Origin of the sequence: Paenibacillus silviterrae, from assembly GCF_030167925.1 — a bacterium.
GTDB lineage: Bacteria > Bacillota > Bacilli > Paenibacillales > NBRC-103111 > Paenibacillus_G > Paenibacillus_G silviterrae.
This window is the reverse complement of sequence record NZ_JASKUT010000002.1, coordinates 1,497,197-1,519,157: the sequence shown is the minus strand read 5'-3', so window position 1 is coordinate 1,519,157 and position 21,961 is coordinate 1,497,197. Positions and strand designations below refer to the sequence as shown.

Annotated in this window: 18 protein-coding genes; 6 read left to right on the top strand and 12 right to left on the bottom strand. The window is 52.2% G+C overall.

Translation table 11 applies throughout. The features are described from left to right. Nucleotide 1 precedes the first annotated feature (1 nt). The 3 genes from QMO62_RS29615 (at nucleotide 2) to QMO62_RS29605 (ending at nucleotide 3,906) form a co-directional block, all read left to right on the top strand. Nucleotides 2–2,323, top strand: a complete 2,322-nt coding sequence (locus QMO62_RS29615; RefSeq protein ID WP_284646076.1) for a helix-turn-helix domain-containing protein — start codon at nucleotides 2–4, stop codon at nucleotides 2,321–2,323. 55 nt (nucleotides 2,324–2,378) lie between these two features. Then, nucleotides 2,379–3,170 (top strand): alpha/beta fold hydrolase, encoded by a 792-nt coding sequence (locus QMO62_RS29610; protein WP_372516746.1) that lies wholly within the window; start codon nucleotides 2,379–2,381, stop codon nucleotides 3,168–3,170. Between the two features lie 79 nt (nucleotides 3,171–3,249). Beyond that, complete coding sequence (locus QMO62_RS29605; protein ID WP_284646075.1) at nucleotides 3,250–3,906, top strand: DNA-3-methyladenine glycosylase family protein; 657 nt, start codon at nucleotides 3,250–3,252, stop codon at nucleotides 3,904–3,906. 149 nt (nucleotides 3,907–4,055) lie between these two features. Here QMO62_RS29605 and QMO62_RS29600 read toward each other — a convergent pair whose 3' ends face one another. Beyond that, the gene (locus QMO62_RS29600; RefSeq protein ID WP_284646074.1) at nucleotides 4,056–4,616 is read right to left on the bottom strand and encodes a hypothetical protein; all 561 of its coding nucleotides are present in this window, start codon (nucleotides 4,614–4,616) and stop codon (nucleotides 4,056–4,058) included. An 84-nt stretch (nucleotides 4,617–4,700) separates the two neighbouring features. Beyond that, nucleotides 4,701–5,702 (bottom strand): RCC1 domain-containing protein, encoded by a 1,002-nt coding sequence (locus tag QMO62_RS29595; RefSeq protein WP_284646073.1) that lies wholly within the window; start codon nucleotides 5,700–5,702, stop codon nucleotides 4,701–4,703. Between the two features lie 149 nt (nucleotides 5,703–5,851). Here QMO62_RS29595 and QMO62_RS29590 point away from each other — a divergent pair, with 149 nt between their 5' ends. Further along, nucleotides 5,852–7,171, top strand: coding sequence for a purine/pyrimidine permease (locus QMO62_RS29590; protein ID WP_284646072.1), 1,320 nt, complete (start codon nucleotides 5,852–5,854; stop codon nucleotides 7,169–7,171). Nucleotides 7,172–7,257: 86 nt separating this feature from the next. Here the strand turns inward: QMO62_RS29590 and QMO62_RS29585 are convergent, their stop codons facing one another. From QMO62_RS29585 to QMO62_RS29570, 4 genes are all read right to left on the bottom strand, one after another. Next, complete coding sequence (locus tag QMO62_RS29585) at nucleotides 7,258–8,127, bottom strand: phytanoyl-CoA dioxygenase family protein (RefSeq protein ID WP_284646071.1); 870 nt, start codon at nucleotides 8,125–8,127, stop codon at nucleotides 7,258–7,260. Between the two features lie 130 nt (nucleotides 8,128–8,257). Then, complete coding sequence (locus tag QMO62_RS29580) at nucleotides 8,258–9,076, bottom strand: AraC family transcriptional regulator (RefSeq protein ID WP_284646070.1); 819 nt, start codon at nucleotides 9,074–9,076, stop codon at nucleotides 8,258–8,260. 24 nt (nucleotides 9,077–9,100) lie between these two features. Next, nucleotides 9,101–9,997: a sugar phosphate isomerase/epimerase family protein gene (locus QMO62_RS29575; protein ID WP_284646069.1), complete on the bottom strand. Its 897-nt coding sequence runs from the start codon at nucleotides 9,995–9,997 to the stop codon at nucleotides 9,101–9,103. A gap of 53 nt (nucleotides 9,998–10,050) precedes the next feature. Further along, nucleotides 10,051–10,956 (bottom strand): AraC family transcriptional regulator, encoded by a 906-nt coding sequence (locus QMO62_RS29570; RefSeq protein WP_284646068.1) that lies wholly within the window; start codon nucleotides 10,954–10,956, stop codon nucleotides 10,051–10,053. Nucleotides 10,957–11,102: 146 nt separating this feature from the next. Here QMO62_RS29570 and QMO62_RS29565 point away from each other — a divergent pair, with 146 nt between their 5' ends. Both QMO62_RS29565 and QMO62_RS29560 read left to right on the top strand, forming a co-directional pair. Further along, nucleotides 11,103–13,508: a glycosyl hydrolase family 95 catalytic domain-containing protein gene (locus tag QMO62_RS29565; RefSeq protein ID WP_348651739.1), complete on the top strand. Its 2,406-nt coding sequence runs from the start codon at nucleotides 11,103–11,105 to the stop codon at nucleotides 13,506–13,508. Nucleotides 13,509–13,531: 23 nt separating this feature from the next. Then, nucleotides 13,532–14,866, top strand: coding sequence for an ABC transporter substrate-binding protein (locus QMO62_RS29560; protein WP_284646067.1), 1,335 nt, complete (start codon nucleotides 13,532–13,534; stop codon nucleotides 14,864–14,866). 97 nt (nucleotides 14,867–14,963) lie between these two features. Here QMO62_RS29560 and QMO62_RS29555 read toward each other — a convergent pair whose 3' ends face one another. The 6 genes from QMO62_RS29555 to QMO62_RS29530 all read right to left on the bottom strand — a co-directional run bounded on the left by QMO62_RS29555 (nucleotide 14,964) and on the right by QMO62_RS29530 (nucleotide 21,943). After that, nucleotides 14,964–16,112 (bottom strand): asparaginase, encoded by a 1,149-nt coding sequence (locus tag QMO62_RS29555; protein ID WP_284646066.1) that lies wholly within the window; start codon nucleotides 16,110–16,112, stop codon nucleotides 14,964–14,966. 207 nt (nucleotides 16,113–16,319) lie between these two features. Beyond that, nucleotides 16,320–17,144 (bottom strand): YheC/YheD family protein, encoded by an 825-nt coding sequence (locus QMO62_RS29550; protein WP_284646065.1) that lies wholly within the window; start codon nucleotides 17,142–17,144, stop codon nucleotides 16,320–16,322. Further along, nucleotides 17,137–18,507, bottom strand: a complete 1,371-nt coding sequence (locus QMO62_RS29545) for a sugar phosphate nucleotidyltransferase (RefSeq protein ID WP_284646064.1) — start codon at nucleotides 18,505–18,507, stop codon at nucleotides 17,137–17,139. Before QMO62_RS29545 ends, QMO62_RS29550 begins: the two co-directional genes overlap by 8 nt. A gap of 13 nt (nucleotides 18,508–18,520) precedes the next feature. Next, entirely contained in the window at nucleotides 18,521–19,342 is an 822-nt protein-coding gene (locus QMO62_RS29540; protein ID WP_284646063.1) for a DUF6492 family protein, read from the bottom strand. A 248-nt stretch (nucleotides 19,343–19,590) separates the two neighbouring features. Next, nucleotides 19,591–20,046, bottom strand: coding sequence for a hypothetical protein (locus QMO62_RS29535; protein ID WP_284646062.1), 456 nt, complete (start codon nucleotides 20,044–20,046; stop codon nucleotides 19,591–19,593). 79 nt (nucleotides 20,047–20,125) lie between these two features. Next, complete coding sequence (locus QMO62_RS29530; RefSeq protein WP_284646727.1) at nucleotides 20,126–21,943, bottom strand: ABC transporter substrate-binding protein; 1,818 nt, start codon at nucleotides 21,941–21,943, stop codon at nucleotides 20,126–20,128. Nucleotides 21,944–21,961: the final 18 nt, after the last annotated feature.

The window sequence follows — 21,961 nt, the reverse complement described above, 5'->3', positions numbered from 1 at the left end:
CATGGTGCGGATCAAAACCAAGCTTCGCGGAAGCGTCTTCATGACCCTCTTATTGTCCTATCTGGCCGTTTTCCTGCTTCCTCTAACCCTTGGATCTATTCTTTATACGAAGACCGTCTCCATTATGACGGATAATGCAAACCGGGCGAATGTCGCCATGCTGGAGCAGCTTCGCCAAGTAATGGATTCCAGACTCAAGGATGTTGAGAGGATGTCTCAACAAATCTCTTTCAATCCGCGGCTGCAGCTGCTTATGAATAACGTAGACACTTCCGAATCGACGGATGCCTATAAATTCGTGGAATTCGTGTCGGAGCATATGATGCGTTATCAAAATGCAAGCGGTATCATCAATGGTTATTATGTTTATCTTAAAGACAGCGATACGGTTTTGCTGCCCACAGCCAAGACAACGGCGGAAATGCTGTATCAAAGTCTATATAAACCGGAGGGCATCAGCTTTGCTGAGTGGCGCAGCAAGCTGTTAGACGGTCCCCGCTATCGCGATTATTATGCAGCCGCTTATGAAACGCCGAACGGCAAGCTGGATACCATTACGTACGTTCAGACGCTGCCGCTCGGGGAGCAGACCGAGATTCGGGGAGCGCTCGTCATACTGCTTGACGTGGATCAAATTCGCAGCATGCTGTCTAAGATTGAAGCAGCCTCTCAAAGCTCGGTTTTCATCCTTGACCGCCAAGACCGCCTGATCGTCGGGAAAAACAACGAATCGCTCCCCTGGGAGCAAATCCGGCATGAGCTTCAGACGAGAGGCGTACCCTACGTGTACGAGGATCAAGATGCCGATAGGATGCTGTCGTATACGGAATCGGAACAAAACGGCTGGAAGTATGTTCTCGTTATGCCCGAGCATGTGTACCTGGAACGGGTCTATACGCTGAAAAATTGGATGATCCCCCTGCTCCTGATTTGCCTGATCGGCGGCGGAGCGGCGATCAGCTTCTGGATGCATCGCAATTATGCCCCTTTGTACGGATTGGTGCGTGTGCTGCAAAAGGAAAAGCCGCCTCGCAAGAAGCAGCCTTCCAACGAATACGAGTTTATCCGGGAAACGATTCAAATGACCATGGATGAAGAACGGGAACTTCGGAATATATTGTCCCGCCAGACACCGGTCATCCAGGCAAGCTTCCTGTCGCGCTTCGTTCGAGGCCATGTGGACGTTACCCGAATGACCGAAGAATCGCTGCAATTTATGGATATTCGACTGATTTCCGATTGGTTTGCCGTGATTCTGATTGACATTGCCGATTTCAGCAGGTTCAGCACCGATCAATCGGAACGGCAGTGGGCATTGATTCGATTCATTATTTCCAATATCGGTAATGATTTGATTCGAGAACGGGAATGGGGGTATTCGGTAGAACTCGATCAGCACCGAGTAGCCTTGCTGGTTAACTTTTCCCAAGAACGGTTCGCGGAAGCGGAGTTGGAGCTGGAGCTGGATACCATCGCCGGCCGGCTCAAGCAGGTAATCGAGGAACGGTTCCAAACGTATATTACCCTTGCGATCGGCGAAGTGCATAAGGGGATGGACCGGATAGGGCAATCGTATTTTGAAGCGCTTAGCGCGCTGGATTATAAAATATATAGAGGCCACAGCTCCATCATTTGTTACAGAGAAATCGCGGATGCGGACCGTCATTACTATTACCCGATCGAGACAGAAATCCAGCTGATCAACTCTAGCAAAAGCGGCGATGTGGCGGGTGTCGACAAGCTTATCGGCAATTTGTTTCATGCGCATTTCAATCAGCGGCGGATTACGCCTGAGCTTGGTAGAAGCCTGTTTACTAACATGGTCAGCACCTTGTGGAAAATCATGAACCCGATGGATCCGTTGTACCGCGAGGTGTTCGGCGAAGGCTTCGACCCGCTTAAGGAGTTGTCCGTTTGTCCGACGGTCGGGGAGATGCAAGTCAAAATTCGCGATTGGTTTCTCGCGCTGTGTCATTATGTCAACGCGAACCGCAGCAGTCACGGCCGTCAGCAGGCCGAACGGATAACCCGCTACATCGAGCAGCATTATGACGACGAAATGCTCAGCCTGACAACAATCGCCGAGCATTTTGGGCTAACGCCGCCCTATTTGTCCACGTTCTTCAAGAAGCAGACGGGGATGAACCTTATGGATTACTTAACTAGAGTGCGAATTGATCAGGCTAAGAAGCTGATGCAGGACAAGAGGCTGACCTTTACACAAATTGCGAATAAGGTCGGTTACGCGAACGATATCGGATTCATTCGCGTATTTAAAAAGTACGAAGGAACGACACCGGGCAAATACCGTGAATCTTTGTAATTTATGGGTACACTACTTCCTAGCAATGAATTCCACATGGAGAGTGACTAGGGTATTGAGTACCATGAATATGGTTGGCTTTGCAATGCATTATGAAGAACGGGGCAAGGGCACGGCCACGGCCACGGCCACGGCCATCATCTTCATCCATCCCCCGGTCCTTACCGGCCTAACCTTCACGTACCAGTTGGAAGGACTGTCATCGCATTACCGCACCATTGCAATTGACATTAGGGGTCACGGACAGAGCGATCCCTCCGCAGAGCCCCTAACGTATCCTTTGGTCGTTGAAGATATCAAGCGGTTGATGGATCGGCTCGGTATTGAAAAATGCTTCTTATGCGGCTACTCAACGGGAGGCTCGTTAGTGCTGGAGTTTCTTTTGACTTACCCGGAGCGGGCGCAGGGAGGAATTGTGGTCAGCGGCATGCCGGAAGTCAGCGATAAGTGGCTGAGGAACCGAATTCTCAGGGCGATTTTCTTCTCTAAAATGGGTGCCGTCGGTGCGATCGCACTGGCCGATGCCTGGAGCCAGACGAATCGTCTTTCTTTCCTATGGAAGCTATATAACGACGCTAAGAAAGGCAATCCCGGGAACGTGGAGCAATATTACCGGTCAAGTCTCACTTATAGCTGTACCTCCCGGCTTCAGGCTATCGAGCACCCTGTACTGCTTGTTTACGGCGAGAAGGACAAGCATTTTCATCCTTATGCCCGCATGCTGCATCAGCGATTGCCTAAGAGTGAGTTGTTTTACGTGAAGCATGCCGACCATCGTATTCCGACGAAGTTCCCTGAGATCTTGAATGACCGAATCGGGCAGTTTATTACACGCGGCGGCAGCTGATTGCTTCAATCCCACGAAGACATGGTTTAAAATGGTGTTAGTGGCTAGGTTTACCACTATTGATGCGGAGGGGCAGCCGATGAGTGTTGTATTTCAATTACGTCCTGAGGAGCCGCGGGTACAGGCATTATGTCGAGCCGATCGAAGGTTCGCCGAGTTGGCGCAGCAAATCGGAACCATTAAGATATCTGCGAAGAGGGACGCGTTTGCTTATTTGGCTCAATCGCTCATCTCACAGCAGCTCTCGGTCAAAGCCGCAGATACCATCTGTCGGCGAGTGAGGGAGCAGTGCGGTGACTTCACGGTAGATCACATGCTCTCCGTTTCGGAAGAAGCACTGCGTGCTGCCGGAGTCTCCGGCCCCAAAATCCGCTACATCAAAGGTTTGGCCGAGCTGATCCGGCTTCAGGAGCTTGATCTTGATTCACTGCATGGATGCAGCAATGAGGAAGTCCTTGCTTTGCTGACGAAGGTGAAAGGCGTCGGACGCTGGACGGCCGAAATGTTCTTGATCTTTTATCTGGGGCGAGAGGATGTGCTTTCCCTGGGAGATGCCGGCTTGCGTCGCGCGGCGCGATGGCTGTACGAGGAGGAGACGCCGTCCGGCCCTGAACTATTGGAGCTCAAGGGAGAGAAATGGAAGCCTTATCGGAGCATAGCGTCTTTATATCTATGGGAAGCGATCAATGTCGGACTTGTCGATGCCGGGCCGTTGCCGACCACGGATTTGTGCTAATCGGCACAAAAAGCCATGGAAAAGCAGCGTTATTGTAAGATTTGTGCGATGGCGCAGCAATTCGAAGGAGTAAATGGGAGCATTAGCTGGAAAAGTGGAACATTGTTGTACATCCGCACAAATTTATCGGCAAACAGGACAAGGGGTGGTCAATTGTTGTATTTTCGCACAAATCGCTTTTCGTATGCTTCTACACGGGTAAAATGCGATTTACATCGTTCGATGCGGCGAATGGTCTCATCCCTGAATGTCTTGTCGGGCAATCTGCTAAAGACATGGTGAAGGTCAAAAATATGCCAAATCTTCTTTAATTCCTTGAGCAATGCAAGAATAAACGCTTTTTTGGGGAGTATGATGGAAATGACCTCTTCATTCGTAGGATCCAGACACACAGTAAATTTGACTTCACTGCAATTTATCGATTCCATGCTCATTGAAAAATAGTCAATCCCATATGGAGTACTTGCTTTTTGATTTTCAATGAATTGCTCTATACATCTCAAATAATCGAGCCATAGACCGCCGCCGCCGGCAGATGGTTTATTATAGTCAACTATAGATGCTCCACCATATTCAATCATGATTTTCATTGGCGCATACATTGGATCCACGCCGCCTTGTTCCACAAGAGCTTTCATTTTCTCCGCATCGTTAATATCAATGAAAAAATCTTGATATTCGGGCACGTTCGCTCCATATTCTAATTCCATGAGCTTAGGTGGCTTCCTCAAGACCGTTTGAAATTTGAACATAATCCCTCCGATATGATTAATGGCTATCTACATTTTTTTGCGTCACAACAGCTTGACCGGAACCTCACCCGTTCGCCAGAAGTAGACGCTTCCGTCTTGCTTCTTGGCGATCGTAACATCCACCCCCGCTGCCGCAGCAACTACGTCGTCCAGTACGTGACGCGGCGTAGTGCCTTCCTTGCCCCCCCAGATCCACAGCGTTCGATCCTCTTTCACGGCTACCGTGTGGGAAGAGCCGGTTGCGATAAGCGAGGCGCCTTGGAAGAGGGTGCCCCAGGTCACCGCCTTGTCGCCTAAACCGTGAGTGCTTAGCGGCCCGTAGAGGTTTCCGCCGGACCCTTGAACGTCTCCATTGCGCTTCAGAACAATCGCGTGCCCCGTGTGGCCTTTCACCTGAACAACGTCGCTTGCCACTTGGATGAACTCATCGCTTTCTATCAAGCCGCCGTTGCCGTATTGCCCTCTGTGGTTACGTCCGAATGCATACAACTCTCCCTGCTGCGTAATATAGTAATCGGTGCCGTCACCAATACTTGAATAAGCAACATTATCGGCTATTTTCTTGGCAGACTGATCCGGTGACTCCCATCGGAACAACGTACCGTCTTGATCTATGGCAAACACCCCTGTGCGTCCTGCCGCGAAGCTGACTATGCTTCCGGCTATGGCAGCTGCGGCTTTGGGATCTTCCGACCAAGCGAGCAGGCGGCCGTCCCTGGAAAGGGCATAACTTGTCGTATCTCCGACGCCTACTTGTACTGCATCCTCCAGCAGGAGCTCAGGCTTATTGTCCCCGGTCCAGCCGTATACCCGTCCTTCTGAAATGACCAGATGACGGTTATAATAAGAAGCGACCTCACCTGCCGCACCCAGCGGCTTAAGGGGAACCGCTTTGTTGTTCTCTGTGCGCTCTGCCGGTGCAGAAGGTTCCGGCCTTTCCTTGACTTCCCTCACGGGAAGGGGACTAGAATCGGGAAGATTACCTCCCATACAGCCGGTATGAAGAATGACTATCAACAAGCCAATGAGAATGGCTTTGGTCATGGCATGGCTCAACTCGTTTCCTTAAGGAATGGTAGCATAAGTATATTACAGCGTAAAACGAGAGTCCACGCGAAAAGGCGATCACTTGCTAAATACAAGTAATTGATTTATGGTAAGCTATATCTACAAATGTATAGGAGATCATTAGCATGAAAACCACATCGCTAGCCGAAGATTCGCTGGCCTCTCTTCAATGGCTTGTTTTCCTGCTGGCCAATGCACTCGCGCTGCCCATAGTCATAGGGGATCTATACGGGTTTACACCAGATGAGGTAGCCGGCTTAATGCAGCGCACCTTTTTCGTGGTCGGTTTGGCTTCCTTGCTTCAGGGCTGGCTGGGCCACCGGCTGCCCCTCGCAGACGGACCTGCGGGGATTTGGCTTGGAGTGTTTGTCATCCTGGGGGGATTGGCTCGTTCCCAGGGGACGGATGCGTTTGAAACGCTGCGCAGCTTGGAGGGAAGCATGCTGCTGGCCGGCATTCTGCTCATTGCGCTAAGTGCGCTTGGCCTGTTCCGGCGCATCATGTTTCTGTTTACGCCGCTGGTCACAGGCTCGTTCCTCATGCTGCTGTCGCTCCAGCTTAGCGGAGTCTTCCTGAAGGGGACGCTCGGTCTATCCGACGACGGCTCCGGGCTGCAAGCAGGACCGGCCATAACCGGGCTTTGCATTTTCGTTCTAGTCCTATCCTTGTCGCTATGGGGCAAAGGCTGGTGGAAAAGCTATGCCGTGCTCATCGGCATCGTAACGGGCTGGCTCGTATTTGCCCTTTCCGGTTGGATCAGAGAACCGCTGCCGCTGCAAGGAATTCTCCGTCTGCCGGAGGTATTGGTATGGGGGATGCCAAGCTTTAACGCGGGAACCTCCCTGTCCTCCGTACTGGTTGCGCTGGTGCTGCTGTCCAATCTCGTGGCCAGCTACGAAGCGATGAATCAGGCACTGCCTGATCGCAAAGGCGCGGAGGACTCCCGAAGCCTGAGCCGGGGCGGGTTGTGGGCCGGAGGCAATACAGTGCTTTCCGCTCTGCTCTCCACGGTGGGGACCGTGCCTTTGTCCGTGTCCGCAGGCTTCGTCAGGATGACGGGTCAGACACGGCTGCGCCCGTTCCTTATCGCTTGTGTAAGCCTGTGCGTCATCGCCATCTTCCCGGCGATAGCATCGGTCTTATCCCAGCTTCCCGGTCCGGTGGCGTACGCTGCGCTGCTATCGACCTTCGCTCAGATGTTCGGTATAGGCCTGTCCACTGTGCTAAGGCAGTCCCTGGATCAACGGCGAATGTCGATTCTTGGCATTACGCTTTCGATGGGAGCGGCCGTCCTGTTCCTGCCGCCGCCGATGTTTCGGGTGCTGCCGCCGGTGCTGCAGCCGATTCTCGGCAACGGATTGTTAGTCAGCATGATGCTTTCCATCCTGCTCGAGCAGCTATGGCGTCCCGCCAAGGCGGCCGCGGCAGCCTCGAAGCCCCAATAGCTTGGGGCCTATTGTTCTATAAGCTTCGCAACGCAAAAAAGCAGTCTGCTTAGGCAGGCTGCTTTTTGCTGCGAGCTGCACTTTCGTTAGCACTCCGCGTTTGTCAACTCATTCGTGAACATACGCTTATACTCCTTAGGACTGAGCTTGTTTGCCGATTGCGGGGCGTAATGAATCTGTACCGAGCGGCGGCGTTTGGCCGAGAAATTCGGCGGTGTCCCGTGGTGAAGGAGGCCATGAAAGATAAGCACGCCGCCCGGCTTAAGCGGGACGGCAATATCATGCTCCACCTGTACGGCCCGATCACATAGCTGCCAGTCGCGAACGGCGTAATGCGGCGCTCCGCCCTCGCGGTGCGAGTACGGAATCACGTGCATGCAGCCATTATCGAGCTCAGCCGGATCCAGTGCGAACCACATGCCGATGACGGCTTTGTCGTAAGCAAGGGGTCCGTAGGCCATATCTTGATGCCATGGCTTCTCGGCTCCTCCGGTAGGCGGCTTCAGAATCGCTTGATCCTGTGCCACGATAGCCTCTTCGCCGAACAGCTTGCGCAGCGCCTCCAGTACATCCGGCTGATAGGCAACCGCCCGAAGCCGCGGCTCGTGATCGACAAACTCGCTAATTTTGCGGGCGGCCAGCTCGATCTCCTCGGGCGTCTTCAGCTCGCTGCGAGGCTTGACGAATTGGATCTTGGAGCCTGTGGACGTACCGGAGAGAATGTCCATGATCGCTTCGGCAGAGTGATTCACCTCCTCGGCGGACAGCGCCTGCTCCACCACGAGATATCCCCGTGTCCAAAACTGCTTCACATGCTCCTCTGTCAAATCGTGCAGTGTCGGAATTCGGTCGTTCTCCACCTGGTCATAACGGTATAAGCTTTCAGCAATCGAATGGGCAAGCTGAAGTTCCTCCTCATTCTGGTAGGCGTATAAGGTTTTCTGGTTCGCTTCCATAAGTAGCCCCCCTACGGATGGTGGTAGTAACTTACTTCTGCATTCATCATACCTCCAACAAGGGGAACGGAACATGGAGCGAGCCCGTCATGATTTGTACTTAACCGGATAAGGTGGAGGCAAATTTCAACTAGTGCGGCTTCGCCTGTATCCCTTCGTGCTGGAAGGCCGAGGGAGGCTGACCGAATTGCTTTTTGAACTGCTTGCTGAATAGGAAAATGGAGGAGTATCCCAGCGCGTCGGACACCTGCGACACATTCATCGTTGTCTCCGAGAGCAGATGTCTAGCCCGCTCCAAGCGCGCTTGTGTCATATATTCCTTCATTGACATGCCGGCATGGCGCTTGAAGAGCTTTGCCAGATAGCTTGGCGTCAAGCCGACCTGAGCCGCTAACTCCTCATAGGGCCTGCCTTTCCAGCCGTCCTCCTGAATGCGCCGCATAACCTGAATGACGGCCTGCCGCTGCTTTCTTGACAGGGTGGCGTTCATATCCTCCGAGTTATGGCGGCGTCCTCGGTACAGCTTGATGAGAAGCTGCTTCATCAGGCAGTCGAATTCCTGCATCGTCCAATCATCCTGTTTGAACCGCGTGTCCAGCACCTGATGAAGAAGGCGTTCCAGCTCATAGGTTTCCTGCAGATATACGACACGCTCAGGCAGAAGCGCCACGTCGCAGGAAGGTACGGAGTCATACTGCAGGGTGAAGTGAATATAAATGACGGTTAAGCGGTCGTCCGGGTTCTGCTCGGCTATCGGCGTATCGCCGGGATGCACGAGAAAGCAGGCTCCTTTACGGATCGGGTATGTTTGTCCGTTCAGCTTCATCGTCCCTGATCCGCCAAGCACACACCATAAATCATAATCGGGGAGCGGGGCCGGCCGCCAATTCCAGCCCACCTCGCAATGGGCTTTTCCACTGTTGCGGGCATCTATAAGCTGATAGTTCAAAACGCCTCACCTCCCAGGCTGACGTTATTTCATGTCTGCTGTGACTTCGGCCCACAGCGCTTCCGCCATACGCTTGAACAGCTGAGCCTGCTGCCAGCGGTCCGAGATCTCAACGACGTTTCCGGCTTCATCCCGGCGTGTAATGGCATAGCCGCCGGGCGGCCCCAGCTCGGTTACGAAGGGGAGCGCATCACCGGGCTTTGCCTGATCTGCCCAATGCGTCATCGCCTTTCGCCACCATCGCTGAAAGTGCTTCACCATCGGATGGTCGCCGTCCGGACCAACATCCACTTGAACCTTCTCGCCATCGGATACCCTCGCATGAATGCAGGCTGTGTGCCCTAGCAGCTGATCGAAATAAGCCTCGGCACGTTCGGAGGTGCCGTTCAGCTCACCTGCGACGACATAATGGGATAGATCGATAGTGAGCGGCAGACGCCGTAGGGCGCTGCAATAATCGACGGTCCGCTGCAGGTCCTGTGTTACGGTGCCTCGGTGGGTTTCAATGTACACCGGAATGCGGGCGCGCTCGGATGCCTCCAGGATTTCCTCGAGTAGGCGAATCGCTTCGTCACCGATGAGGAAGGCATCCATGACCTGTGCGTTGACATAGGAGACGGGGCCAAAGTCGGCGGCTGCATGCAGCGTATCCACAATCTCCTCAGTCGAACGGGGCTGTGTCATGACTCCGAAGCTAAAGCGGTATTTCTCCAGCAGTCGCTGCCAGCTCTTCCTCTCCTGCGGGGCGGGCAGTCGTGCTGCTATACCGGAATAACCGGCCTCGGCCATTTTTTCAAACCGTTCCTCCGTTGACCATTCCTTTCCCTTCGAGCCAAGACCTCCCATCGACCACCAGGATTGCTGGACATTCAGTGTAAGCCGTTTCATGATCTCGCCTCCCGAACGTTTCTCGTATTTCATGAATTTATTTTACAAACTCAACTGATCAGTTTCCATTGAAAAGTGACGGATATTCATTGATGCTTCATCCTGTACTGAGTAGGTGAGACGCCCATGACCTTATGGAACGCTTTGGAAAAATAATGGATCGAGGAGTAGCTGTACTTGCGGGCGATCTCTGTGACCGTCAAGTTCGTGGCGCAAAGCTCATCCGCCGCTTGATACACCCGTCGCCTCTGAATATACTCGTACGGCGTAAGTCCGGTCTCTTTTTTGAACAGCTCATGAAAGCGGCTTTTCCCCAGACCCAATTCCTTGGCCCAGCGGTACAGCTCCGTCTCTGCTTCCTCCAAAGGGCTGTTATCGATTCGGCTAAGCAGCTGGGCAATCCGCGGATCACACCAGGCCTCGCTTCGCACGGCTATCGTCAGGTATTGATGCAGGAACGTTTGGAAGGCGGCATTGTATTGCAACGACTCGACCGGACTCCGCACGCCTAACAAGGACGGGGGCTGTGTAAACGCATTGAAATAGGACAGCCACATAGCGAGATGGCTGATCCGCATCACCTCATGCAGCTGCATTCCCGGCAGGCTGCTTGCCCATTCCTTCACGAAAGGCCGATTCATTCCTCGAAAATAATCCCTTTGGTAATGAAAGTCCGGCCGCTCGACATAGGCCCAATCGAAATAGGCGCAGCGGTGGATCATCAGATCCTCCTGATCGGAAACCCACTGATGGGGCATTCCGGCCGCAATATACACCAGGGAGCCCGGCTGAAGCGCATGCTCGGCATCGCCAAGGAGAATCGAGCCACGACCCTGCTCCACGAGAATAATCGCATTGGCATAACACACCCTTAGGGGGCATTGCTCCTGTGGGGTGAACTCGTATTTTTGCGCAAACAATAAGAGCGGATTGAAATCGGAATAGCGGGTAAGATAGTCAACCTTCAGCCGATACACCGGGATTCTCGTCAAGCGAGCACCTCCTCGCCCAAACAGATCAAAGTCCATTTTTACTAAATCGTACCGGAAAATAAGACAAAAGGAAAGCGTTTTCCACAAAGACAACGGCAGATTCTCCCTTTAGTATGGAAGAGAGTAGACGATCAGGGAGTGACAAAATGCCGATGATGGAAACCAATGCCTTCAAAAACAAGCTTTTCTTAAAATATCCCGCATCCTGGTGGAAAAACATGTGGAGAGAAGCGCTGCCTTCCGGAAACGGCACTATCGGTGCTTCCGTTTATGGTGCCATAAGGGAGGAGACCATCCTTCTTAATCATAAGGATCTGTGGCATTGGGGACGAAAGGATGCCTTACCTGACGTGAGTCATACCTTGGAGGAAACGCGTAAGCTGATGTCGGAAGGAAAGTACTTCGATGCCAGCTGGAACTTAACCAATGCCGTGAAGGAAACGGGCTATGCTACGCGACTGGCATCCAAGCTGCCGCTGGGGGATATCTCGCTCAACATGCCCTGCACGCAAGCGTTCCGCAATTATCGAAGAAGCGTCGATATGGAGACAGGGGAGGTTCAAGTTGCATGGCAGGACGGGGGTGCTGCGTTTGAGCGAAAGCTGTTTGTTTCACGCACCGATCAGATGGTCGTATATGAAATCAGCAGTGCAGACACCGCGGTAGAAGGCGAGTTCCTGTTAAGGCTTCATAGAACGGACGGTTCCACTACCTCCGATAAATACAAGGAGCTGGAGAGTACGGTAGAGGTGAAGGCGGAAGGCTCGTATTTGTACTATGCGGCCACCAGCGATGAAGGCAAAGATTTTGGTATCGTACTTCGGCTCGTATCGGATGGAGGGACGATCAGGCAGGAAGGGGATAGGCTGCAATTTGCGGAATCTAACCGGGTTATGGCGCTGGCGAAGGTGTTTGTTCAAAGCGACCGCAGCTCCGAATGGCCCCGGCTGTACGAGGAGCTGTCTCGGATCGGGAAAACCTACGAGCAATTGCTTGATGACCACGTCAAGGAGCACCAAAGAATGTTTCACTCGGTTTCCTTGAATTTATTCGGCGATCAGGATCACAGCTTCAATGAAGAGCTCCTGCTTCAAGCGTATGATGGGGAAGCGCCAGTCAGCTTGATTGAGAAAATGTGGGCTTACGGGCGATACTTGTTTATTTCCGGCACGGCGCCGGAAGGGCAGCCTTTCGGCATGTATGGACTCTGGCCCGGGGATTACCGCTTGGTCTGGTGCCATAATATGGCGAACCAGAATGTTCAGATGATGTATTGGCATGCGCTGGTTGGCGGGCTGGAGGAGTTGATGCCTGCTCTCGTGCGCTATTATGAAGGCATGATGGACGATTTCCGGGATAATGCCCGCAAGCTGTACGGGTGTCGGGGTATCTATATTCCCGCGGGAACGACGCCCGGAATCGGCGTTCCTAACCAGATCGTACCTGTCATCATGAACTGGACGGGGGCGGCTGGCTGGCTTGCCCGGCATTATTACGATTATTATTTGTATACCCGGGATCGCGAATTTTTGGTAGGGAAGGTGCTGCCCTTTATGAAGGAGGTAGCGCTGTTCTATGAGGATTTCATACATCTGGATGAGGACGGCTCTATCTTGTACTACCCTTCCGTATCGCCCGAGAATACGCCGCTTAACTTTATGCCGACGGACGGGAGGCCTCTTGCTCACCCGATGCCTACGACCATTAACGCAACGATGGACCTGGCAATTCTGAAGGAGCTGCTGACACACCTCATTGAAGGGGGCCGGGAAGCGGGTCTATATCTTGAGGAAATTCCCAAGTGGAAGGCTATGCTGCAGCGGATCCCGGCCTATCAGGTCAATGAGGATGGGGCCATTCGCGAGTGGATGCATCCGGATTTCGATGACCGCTATGAGCACCGGCACTTATCGCACATTTATCCGGTGTTCCCTGGTCAGGAATGTAATAGAGAGACAGAGCCGGACTTGTTCGAAGCATTCGAAACGGCTGTCAAGCGAAGGCTCATAGGGGCCCAGAGCGGCTGGTCGCTTGCTACCATGTCCAATATTTATGCCCGCCTGGGGGATGGAAACCGTGCGTTGGAGTGTTTAGATATCCTGGCTCGATCTTGCCTGTTGAGCAATTTGTTTACGCTGCATAACGATTGGAGAAACATGGGAATTTGTATGAATATGAATGAGGCTCCCATTCAGCTAGATGCCGCAATGGGCGTGATCAGCGCAGTGCAGGAGATGCTTCTGTACGTGTCCCCGACGCTTGTGAAGCTGCTCCCGGCCGTGCCGGACAAATGGGTGAGAGGCGAGTATGCGGGCTTGCGTTTCTGCACAGGTACGGCAACCGTCGCTTGGGACCGGGCGGAAGGCATGCTGAGAGCCTGCCTTAGCGCAAGCAGGGATACAGCCATCACGTTGAAGCTTCCGGAATGGATGGATCGTTACGAGGCGGACGGCCAAGACATCACGGAAGCGCCGTCTGTTTGGGGGAAGGGCTACTACGAATTGAAGCTTAAGGCGGGGGAAACCGTAACCATTACAGGTATCAAGGAGTAATCAAACCTTAGGAGGCGTAGGCTATGGACATAGCGAAGGCTTGGGGAGGAAGGCTTAGACTGGCGGTTTCTTCAACATTAGTGCTGGCGCTCGCAGCAGGCTGCTCAGGAGGGAAGGAAATCAACGAACAGGTGGTGGTCCCTCCGAAAGAGGCGACAGAGCCATTTGATACTACCTTGACGGCGAACCTCTCTATGTATGTCGACATCAGCCTGCCCGACGAGTGGTATAAGAAATTTGTTATCGATCCGGTAACCCGAAAGTTTCCTAACGTGAAGCTGGACCTTGTCCGAAGAGGAAAAGGGACGAATCCGGATGAACTCGTGGTAACAGGCAGCTTCCCGGATATCTTATATAACAGTCCGCCCAGACTGAACTCTTACAAGGAGCTCGGGCTCTTATCCGATATGAGCGACTTGATTAAGAAGTACAACGTCGATTTGAGCAAGCTGAATCAGCCGGCCATGGATACGATACGTCAACTGGGAGAAAAGGGGCAAATCGTCGGATTGCCGTTCTGGGTCAACTGGTCCGCCTTGTATTATAACAAAGACCTGTTCGATAAGTTCGGCGAGCCTTACCCGAAGGACGGTATGACCTGGGAGGAAGTGATCGACCTCTCGAAGCGGCTGACTCGAACGGATAACGGCGTCAGCTATCGCGGTCTGGACCATTCACTGAACAGCTTCACCGGACAGCTGTCCCTCAGCTATGTGGATGCCCAGACCGAAAAACCGGCGCTGCTGCAGAATGAGGGCTTCAAGCGTTCATACGAATTGCTGCTTAGCTTGTACAGCATTCCGGGCAATCAGGAAAGGAAGGCCCCGAAGGATGCGTTCCTGAAGGACAAAAACCTCGCGATGTGGCCGATGTACGCGGATGTTCCGTCCTGGATCGCCGAATTGGAGGCCAAGGGGGAGACGTTCAACTGGGACATGGTACAAATCCCGAGCTTCAAGGAAGCTCCCGGTGTGTCGCAGGCCGTCGATTCGCACAACCTTCACGTCACTAGCAGCAGCAAGAACAGGGAAGCCGCATTTCAGGTCATCCTGTATCTGCTCTCGGAGCAGCCGCAGCTGGAGCTTGTAAAGCACGGGTTCCTGACCTCCTCCAATAACAAGGAGCTTAATAAGCACTTTGGGGAAGCCATGCCGGTGTTCAAAGGGAAAAATGTAAGTCCTGTCCTGGAGTCGAAACCGGCACCAAAGGGCGCTATGCATAAATACGATTCCATCGTCTCAAGTGAGTATAACAAGGCGTTCACGAATGTCGAGAAGGGAACGAAGGATATCAATACCGCACTGCGAGAAGCATCCGAGCTGGCTGAGAAGCGAATAGAGGAGGCCAAGAAGAAGTAGAGTAAGGAGGAGGGGATCATAAGGGGCCCGGGAGTATAGGCTAAAAAAAGAAGCTCAACCCTTAGTGGTATTGAGCTTCTTAGTTAATTTTCAATTCTTATTTGTAGTCCGACATGTTGAACTCAGGCAGCCCTATGGATGCGAACCATTGGCGAATTTGCTCCTGATCGTCGGAGAAGGTTAACCCCATTTGCAGCAGGATTCTTGCTTTTTGCGGGAGCAAATCGGCTCCGCCGATAATGCCGGGCGTATTCGTGTCATATACGGCGCCGGAGCCCGCACGGGTCGTGCTGACGAACAGGACACCTTTGTCAATGGCTTCCTTGCGGGCAGTCTGCTGCTCCGTAGAGATGCCGCCGGCCCCATGACCTGCTGTAACGATTCCTTTCACACCCGCATCGGCGAGTGCCGTGATCGGAAGCCCGCTAGCTTCCGCATAGCTGTAGACAATTTCTACCTTCGCGATATCCTCCGGCTTCACTTTCTTCAGATCAAACGGCGTTTTCCAGGAATCCTGTCCGCAGGCCTTCACCCGGCCCGGCGCTCTCACGCTGCGAATGCGATCCTCATCCACCGTTCCTAATGCCCCGTACCGACCGCCGTCGAAGGTATCCAGGCGAAGAGCATCGGTCTTGGTAACTTCCCTTGCCGCGAAAAATTCATCATTAAGCATGAGTACACTTCCGTAGCAAGCTGTTTCACCGCTTGCCGCCAATCGGATGGCGTTAAAGAGGTTGGCTTCGCCGTCGAACGAGAATGTATTTGATTGTCTCATGGAGCCTGTAAAGACAACAGGCTTATCGCTTTGAACCGTCAGGTCGGCGAAATAGGCAAGCTCTTCCATAATATTCGTACCGGCGTTCACGACGACGGCGTCAACGTCTTCCTTCGCTAATTGTTCGTCGATCGCAAGACTCATATCATATAAGTGCTTCGTAGTTGTGGCAGAAGAACTGATATTGTATACCTCATGAACGGTTACGTCCGCAACCTTCGAAATTTCCGGCTTCAGTCTGGAGAGGATGTCGGAAATCGAAACCTTCTCCGTTCCGTAGGACTGGAACATTTCACGACCGATGGCGGTGCTTGTGATGGTGCCGCCCATGCCGACGATGGCTACATGCGGCAGCTTCTTGGGAGTTTCGGCAATAGCTAACCCTGTGCTAACTGATGATGGAATTACTGGGGTTAAAGCAACAGCGGCCGCGAGTAAGGCACCTACGATGGTTCTTCTGATTTTTTTCATGAAAGTCCTCCTAGTTCGTTTTTATGTAATTAAAACTAACATAAAGTTATCATTTAAAGGCTTGTGTGTCAATAAACATAACATAAATATAAATAGATTTTTTGAAAAGTATGAAGAAGTCGTTATTTATTGTTAATTTAATGGTATATAATATAACATAAATAATAAAAAAGGGAGCAGTCGTAGCGCAGCTGCCCCCTTTTTAAACTATCCCTTTACTTTTGTATATCTGCCGTTGGCCTTCGAATAACGAAGCACGGTGCGAAACATACGTTTATCCCTAATAGCATTAAAAATGTGCACATCCGGAGCGGTATTCACCTCAAGCACCCACGGATGCAAATTCGAATCCAATGCAATATCAACGCCGATTTCCCGGAAGTTCGGATAAGTCCTCTGCAGCTGCTTGGCGATACGAACCCCGAGCCGCTGAAGCTGAGCCAAGTATTGTTGCTTTTGCTTCCCTTTCAAATACGGGGCCAGCAGCTGTTCCAGGGGGAGCGGTTTACCTTGGCTGTGATAATTGGTCACAATTTTCTTCGGATGGCTGACTCTGCCGACATATCCTGTTGTTCTCCAGTCAAGCTTGGCTGTGCGCTGAACCATAACACGTACATCGAAGCGAAGCCCATTGAAGGTGAGGAGGTGGATACCTTGCTGAACGAGATACGGCCTCTTTAATTTATTTCGATTCATTGAAGTATAAAATTTGTCGAAGCTGCGGAAGGCTCGTTTCATTGTGCCCAACTGATAACGATAGCCCGAGAATCTGCGGTTTGCCATTTTGGATGCTTGAATCACGCCATTTCCGGCGGTGCCGTTAATCGGTTTGACATAGACCATGTTGTGCTTCTTGATCATCGTCCGCAGCGAAGAACGACTATACAGGCGCGTCTCGGGTATATAGTTTCGCATCTCTTTGTTTTTCAACAGCGCCTTCGTTTTGATCCATTTGCTTGTTAGGGTTCGTCCCCTGCGCTCTTGTTTCAACTCCATTTCCCCTTCTCTAAAAAGTCGTATCTTCTTAGTCATTCGGCGAATGAACCGCTTCCCCCGGCCAATCCATATCCAATCGGATGTGATCGTTACTGACGTTGTGCGGTCCGATATGAATTTCAAGATAAGTGAGGGAAGTAGTTGCCCTTAGTCCATGCCTGCAGCCGGGAGGGAATTCGAGCAGCTGGCCGGCAGATACCGGAATGAGAGCTCCATCCTTGATGATTTCGCCGTCTCCCTCCAGCACAAGCAGCTTTTCAGCGGTGCTTTGGTGAAGGTGATAGCTCGTGTGCTTTCCGGCCGCAATCCGGACCCTTGAGGTTCTGCACTCGGTCTGGCCGGCTGCCGTATAGTCGAGCAGTTTCTTTGTTCCCCACCGCTTCTCCTCATACATGATTTGAGAATGATTCTCCGCATCCGTGAGAATTTCTTTAATCTGATGGCTGTCCTGCTTATTGGCCACGAGAATGCCATCGGGTCCGGCAGCAACAATCAGGCGGTGTCCGCCAATCACATGAATCGGGATATCGAGTTCATTGACCAGATGGGTATCGATGGCCTGACCCGAAACGGTGCCCGTGCCCGTCACCGGACTGCCGAGCCGAGCCGACAGGCTGTCCCAGCTGCCCAGATCCAACCAAGTCCCAGGGTAGGGAACCATAATGGAGTTCGTTGTGCGTTCCGCAACTTCCCGATCGAAGCTGAGCTCCGATGACTGTGGCATGTGCTCAAGCAAATGATCAAAAAGTACCGGCAGGTTTGCCTTCTTCAGAATCGTAAGTAAGAAGCCAAGTCGGAACGCATAGACTCCGCAATTCCACATTGCCTTCTGCGCAATCAGCTGCTTCGCCAGTTGTTCATCCGGCTTCTCCACAAAACGTTCGATTCTATGATAATCGGTTTCGCTCTCAGGCGCCGGGACAATATACCCAAATTGGCTGGAAGGATGGGTGGGGGCCGTACCGATCAAGGACAGCTCCGCGCCTGAGCGATCCAGAATGTCGGGCAGGCGTTTGATCATGTCGAAAAAGCTTGATTCCACGTATTGATCTGCCGGTAGAAAGCAGACGATATCCTTCTCATCGGCGTGGAGCTTAGAATAGAAGTAGGTCGTGGCAAGAGCAACGGCAGGGAAGGTCCCGCGTCTGTGGCGCTCACTGATGATAGGTATACGATCGCCGATGTGATTGCGGGTGATTTCGGTCTGGGTATGGTGAGAGACGACCAAGGCGGATTTCAATAAATCAGCATCCCCCAGTTGACGAACGACCCGCTGAATCATCGATTCCTTGCCGCCGTCCGGCGAAGTGAGCAGCTTTAAAAATACTTTGGTGCGAGTGCCATGGGAGAGGGGCCATAGCCGTTTGCCTGAGCCCCCCGACAATAGTATGATGTGCAAACTTCAGCCCCCCTTAGGTACTGGGCGATTTGGAGGCTCGCCGATAGATTTTGCGCTGATGAAAAGATAAGGACCGATAGGTTGCGGCCAAACGCTTCCTCCGTTTATCGGAGAGTCCCGCTGCGCTTGTAGAAAGGGACTTATTTTGTGCAGACTTTAGAACGCATTGAGAAGGGTTCTTCTCGTAAACATAGTTTCCATAGGTTTCAAACTCGGAAAAGCCGAATTGCTTCCTTCGATTGATGCTTTGGATAATTGCCATGTACCAGACCATGCCGTGGCGACTCTCGATTTTCCTTTTCAACTCCCGCAGTTTCTCTCTTTCAAACAGCATATAGTGCGTTACGAAGGAGCGTGGAGCTGCTTTCTTACGGCCTAGTAATTTTTGGTAGGTGGTGAAATACTCAGGCTGGCTCCAATCCCGGCAATAAAATACCGCCTTACCTCCAATGCGGAATCGGTGCGGACGAATAAAAACGGTATCTGCATCGACTACAAGGAAGTCGCGTTTGCAAATCGTATCTCCGCTTAATTTCAGCAGCTGTTGGTAAAGCCAGCCGGAGCGATCCCATGTCCGGGATCGATAATGAATGTGGCTCTTTCGGATGGGCAGCACCCTATGCTCGTGAACGAACTTACACCCTTTTTTGGCACAAAGAGCGCGAATTCGCTTACTCTTCGGGGCTACAATATGAATCTTGCCTATAGGATGCCTGACATATTTGCGGACGGCATCGATAACATATGGCAATGTCGGCAAATCCTTGTCAATAGCGGGAATGAATACATCAATCGCCGTCTTGCCCCCGGAATGCACGTTACAGCGCGAATCCAACACAATCCTCTCCCTTCAGCCTAGGGGTTGTACTATAAGCTCTCCACTATCGTATGAGGTTTCTATGAGAATGTGCAGGACAGAAGACACCTGCCAGGAGTGGAATCTTGTAGAAGGAGGGAGAGGAATGTGCGGCAGCCTTTGGCATTGTTACGAGGAATTGATGCTGTAGCGGATCGCGGAAATCGTATCACAGAAAACGAAGTAGAAACGATTCGATATGGATGTACTGAAAATTCTTATCTGAATCAGCCTCGTACGAGAGGTTCGATCAAATAAACCGTCTTCTCCTCAGGTGAGGCAGAGCTGTCTTTGCGAACGACCCATCCGTAAGAGAGGACTGAAGCAAGACGAGCGTGTTCCTCCGCATGGAGCGTACAGATAACCGATTCGCGCCCAGGCTCCAGCAGCAGCTGAGGCTCTTGACCCAAGGCGAGCCGTATCCAGCTGGCGATGCCTCGCAGCGTATTGTATTTGATCCGGTAGCCTTGACGCACGGCCTGCTCGAAATCGGACGGATGGCTGCCTGCCAGCTCCGTTAAGCGAGAGTAATCAAACTGGAACTGGCTATCATCCGCGGGGAGCTCGCCTGCGCGCACCCGGCGTAGCAGCTCATCCTCCGACCACCCAAAATTCCTGAGTGATTCCAGCAGGAGAGCATCCCATTGGGACAATGTAACGGCTTCCTTATTGTGAGCAATCATATCTTTTCACTCCTAACGCTGCATGGATTGAAAATGACTGCCCCGATCCTGTTCAGGACAACGGGGCAGTCTTTCTTCATTACTTGCCAGATTTATATTTGGCGAGGAATTCCTTCGCTTTGGCCGGGTCTGCTTTGACCTCCAATCCCGTTTTCACGATCGGACTTAAGGTCGATACTGCTTTGAACTTGTTATTTTTATAGTAGGCGAGGAACTCATCCTGATTGATGGAATACAGAACCGCTTTTCTCAAATCGGCGCTCTTGGCGATATCGCGGTTTTTGGTATTGAAGAGCAGGTACGAGACGGCGTTGCTCGGTATGGATTGCAGGGAAAGCTTGCTGTCTGCCTTAACCACATCGAATTTCGTTTCCGATACCCCGTAGAACAGGTGAATTTCACCGCTGCGTAGTGCGGAGAGCGAGCTTTCGGCGTCCTTAATGAATCGAACCTTGATGGAGTTTGCCTTCGGCTCATACTTTGTGCCAGGCATGTAGCCGGGGTTTTTATAGAAAACGGCCTCATAATCATTTTTATACGCGAGAATGTAGGGACCGCTGGTGAACAGGGTGTTGTTATATTTCGGCCCTTCCGTCACCGCCGACTGGTCGCCGTAAGCAATGTCCTTGTTTACATCATATTTGGCTACATCATAGGTGTTGATGCTTTCTACTTGCTTTTTGGACACAATCCCTGCGGACTGGTGGGCCAAGTAGTTCAACACTTGCGGGAACGGCTTCGTTGTCGTCAGCTTGACGACCTGATATTTTCCATCCTTGTTGCTAGCCTGCGACTTGTCGGCCACGAGGGTGGAGATTTTGGATGCAAGTCCTTTATCCAAACTGGACTTTACGGTATCGGAGCTGCCCGACAGCTTCGCCGATTCAAGAACGGCAGGGTCCGTCACCAGCTCCACCTTCTGGATATGCTCATGCAAGGTGAAGGTGCGGTGATTCGGAACGGAATCCTTATTCTTGGCCCGGTTCAGCGAGAAAATGACATCCTCCGCACCGACGCGCTCACCGGAGTCTGCAGCCAGCTTGTCCTTAATCTGGGCGAAGTGGATATCGTCCCTAAGGACGAAGTAGTAGTCCGAGTTGCCCTCGGCAATAGCGAAGTTATACGATAAGGAGCCTTCGGCTGTCAGCTTATCGTCGTCCGTCAGGTTAAGCAGGCGTACGTACTGGTTTGTGTTGATGATATTGATCGAGCCGTCATTGCCCTTGATCGGGTCAAGCGACGTTAACGAAGGAGATGTGGACTGCAGAATGATCGGTTCCTTGGCGCGTTTGGACACGTCCTTGAAATCCAGCTCTTCCCAAGGAAGGGAGCGCGACTTGGACAGCCTTACGGATTCCTTCTTCAATAAGTCTTGATTAAAGGCTTGCGCCTTGAGCGAACTATATAGTGGAGCAATATAGGCCTTGTCAAAGACCAGCTGCTGCTCGAATTTCTTGTACGTTTCTGTGAATTGCTCTTGCGTCTGTGTGGAAGCCTGATCGATCAGCTTATCGATTTCGGCATCGGCCAGGATGCTGTAGTCACCGCCTGTTTTGAAGAGGGAACGTACGGCATAGTCCGGATTGCCCGTTACCGTAGTCCAGCTCGATAAGGAAATGTCGAAGTTGCCTGCGTCCTGCTGCGCTTTGAACGTGCCGTAGTCAGGCTGCAGATTGAGCTTGACGTTGAAGCCGTTCTTCGTCAGCTGGTCGCGAACGATGTTAAGATCCGTCTCGTTCGAGCTCATGCCCAGCAGCTCAATATCGACAGGGGTGCTGGAGACGGCTTCCGTTCCAGCCGGCTTCGCCGTAGATTCGTCTTTGGTTGTCAGATTGCAGCCGTTCAACAGCAGCGAGGCGCCGAGGACTAAAGGAATGGCGAGTTTGCTTTTGATCATCATGGATTTCTTTCCTCC

What these genes read in the sequence shown, in the direction of transcription:
- QMO62_RS29615 (WP_284646076.1), top strand. Translation starts at nt 2, where the DNA reads ATGGTGCGGATCAAAACCAAGCTTCGCGGAAGCGTCTTCATGACCCTC.
- QMO62_RS29605 (WP_284646075.1), top strand. Translation starts at nt 3,250, where the DNA reads ATGAGTGTTGTATTTCAATTACGTCCTGAGGAGCCGCGGGTACAGGCA.
- QMO62_RS29600 (WP_284646074.1), bottom strand. Translation starts at nt 4,616, where the DNA reads ATGGAATTAGAATATGGAGCGAACGTGCCCGAATATCAAGATTTTTTC.
- QMO62_RS29595 (WP_284646073.1), bottom strand. Translation starts at nt 5,702, where the DNA reads ATGACCAAAGCCATTCTCATTGGCTTGTTGATAGTCATTCTTCATACC.
- QMO62_RS29590 (WP_284646072.1), top strand. Translation starts at nt 5,852, where the DNA reads ATGAAAACCACATCGCTAGCCGAAGATTCGCTGGCCTCTCTTCAATGG.
- QMO62_RS29585 (WP_284646071.1), bottom strand. Translation starts at nt 8,127, where the DNA reads ATGGAAGCGAACCAGAAAACCTTATACGCCTACCAGAATGAGGAGGAA.
- QMO62_RS29575 (WP_284646069.1), bottom strand. Translation starts at nt 9,997, where the DNA reads ATGAAATACGAGAAACGTTCGGGAGGCGAGATCATGAAACGGCTTACA.
- QMO62_RS29565 (WP_348651739.1), top strand. Translation starts at nt 11,103, where the DNA reads ATGCCGATGATGGAAACCAATGCCTTCAAAAACAAGCTTTTCTTAAAA.
- QMO62_RS29560 (WP_284646067.1), top strand. Translation starts at nt 13,532, where the DNA reads ATGGACATAGCGAAGGCTTGGGGAGGAAGGCTTAGACTGGCGGTTTCT.
- QMO62_RS29555 (WP_284646066.1), bottom strand. Translation starts at nt 16,112, where the DNA reads ATGAAAAAAATCAGAAGAACCATCGTAGGTGCCTTACTCGCGGCCGCT.
- QMO62_RS29550 (WP_284646065.1), bottom strand. Translation starts at nt 17,144, where the DNA reads ATGACTAAGAAGATACGACTTTTTAGAGAAGGGGAAATGGAGTTGAAA.
- QMO62_RS29535 (WP_284646062.1), bottom strand. Translation starts at nt 20,046, where the DNA reads ATGATTGCTCACAATAAGGAAGCCGTTACATTGTCCCAATGGGATGCT.
- QMO62_RS29530 (WP_284646727.1), bottom strand. Translation starts at nt 21,943, where the DNA reads ATGATCAAAAGCAAACTCGCCATTCCTTTAGTCCTCGGCGCCTCGCTG.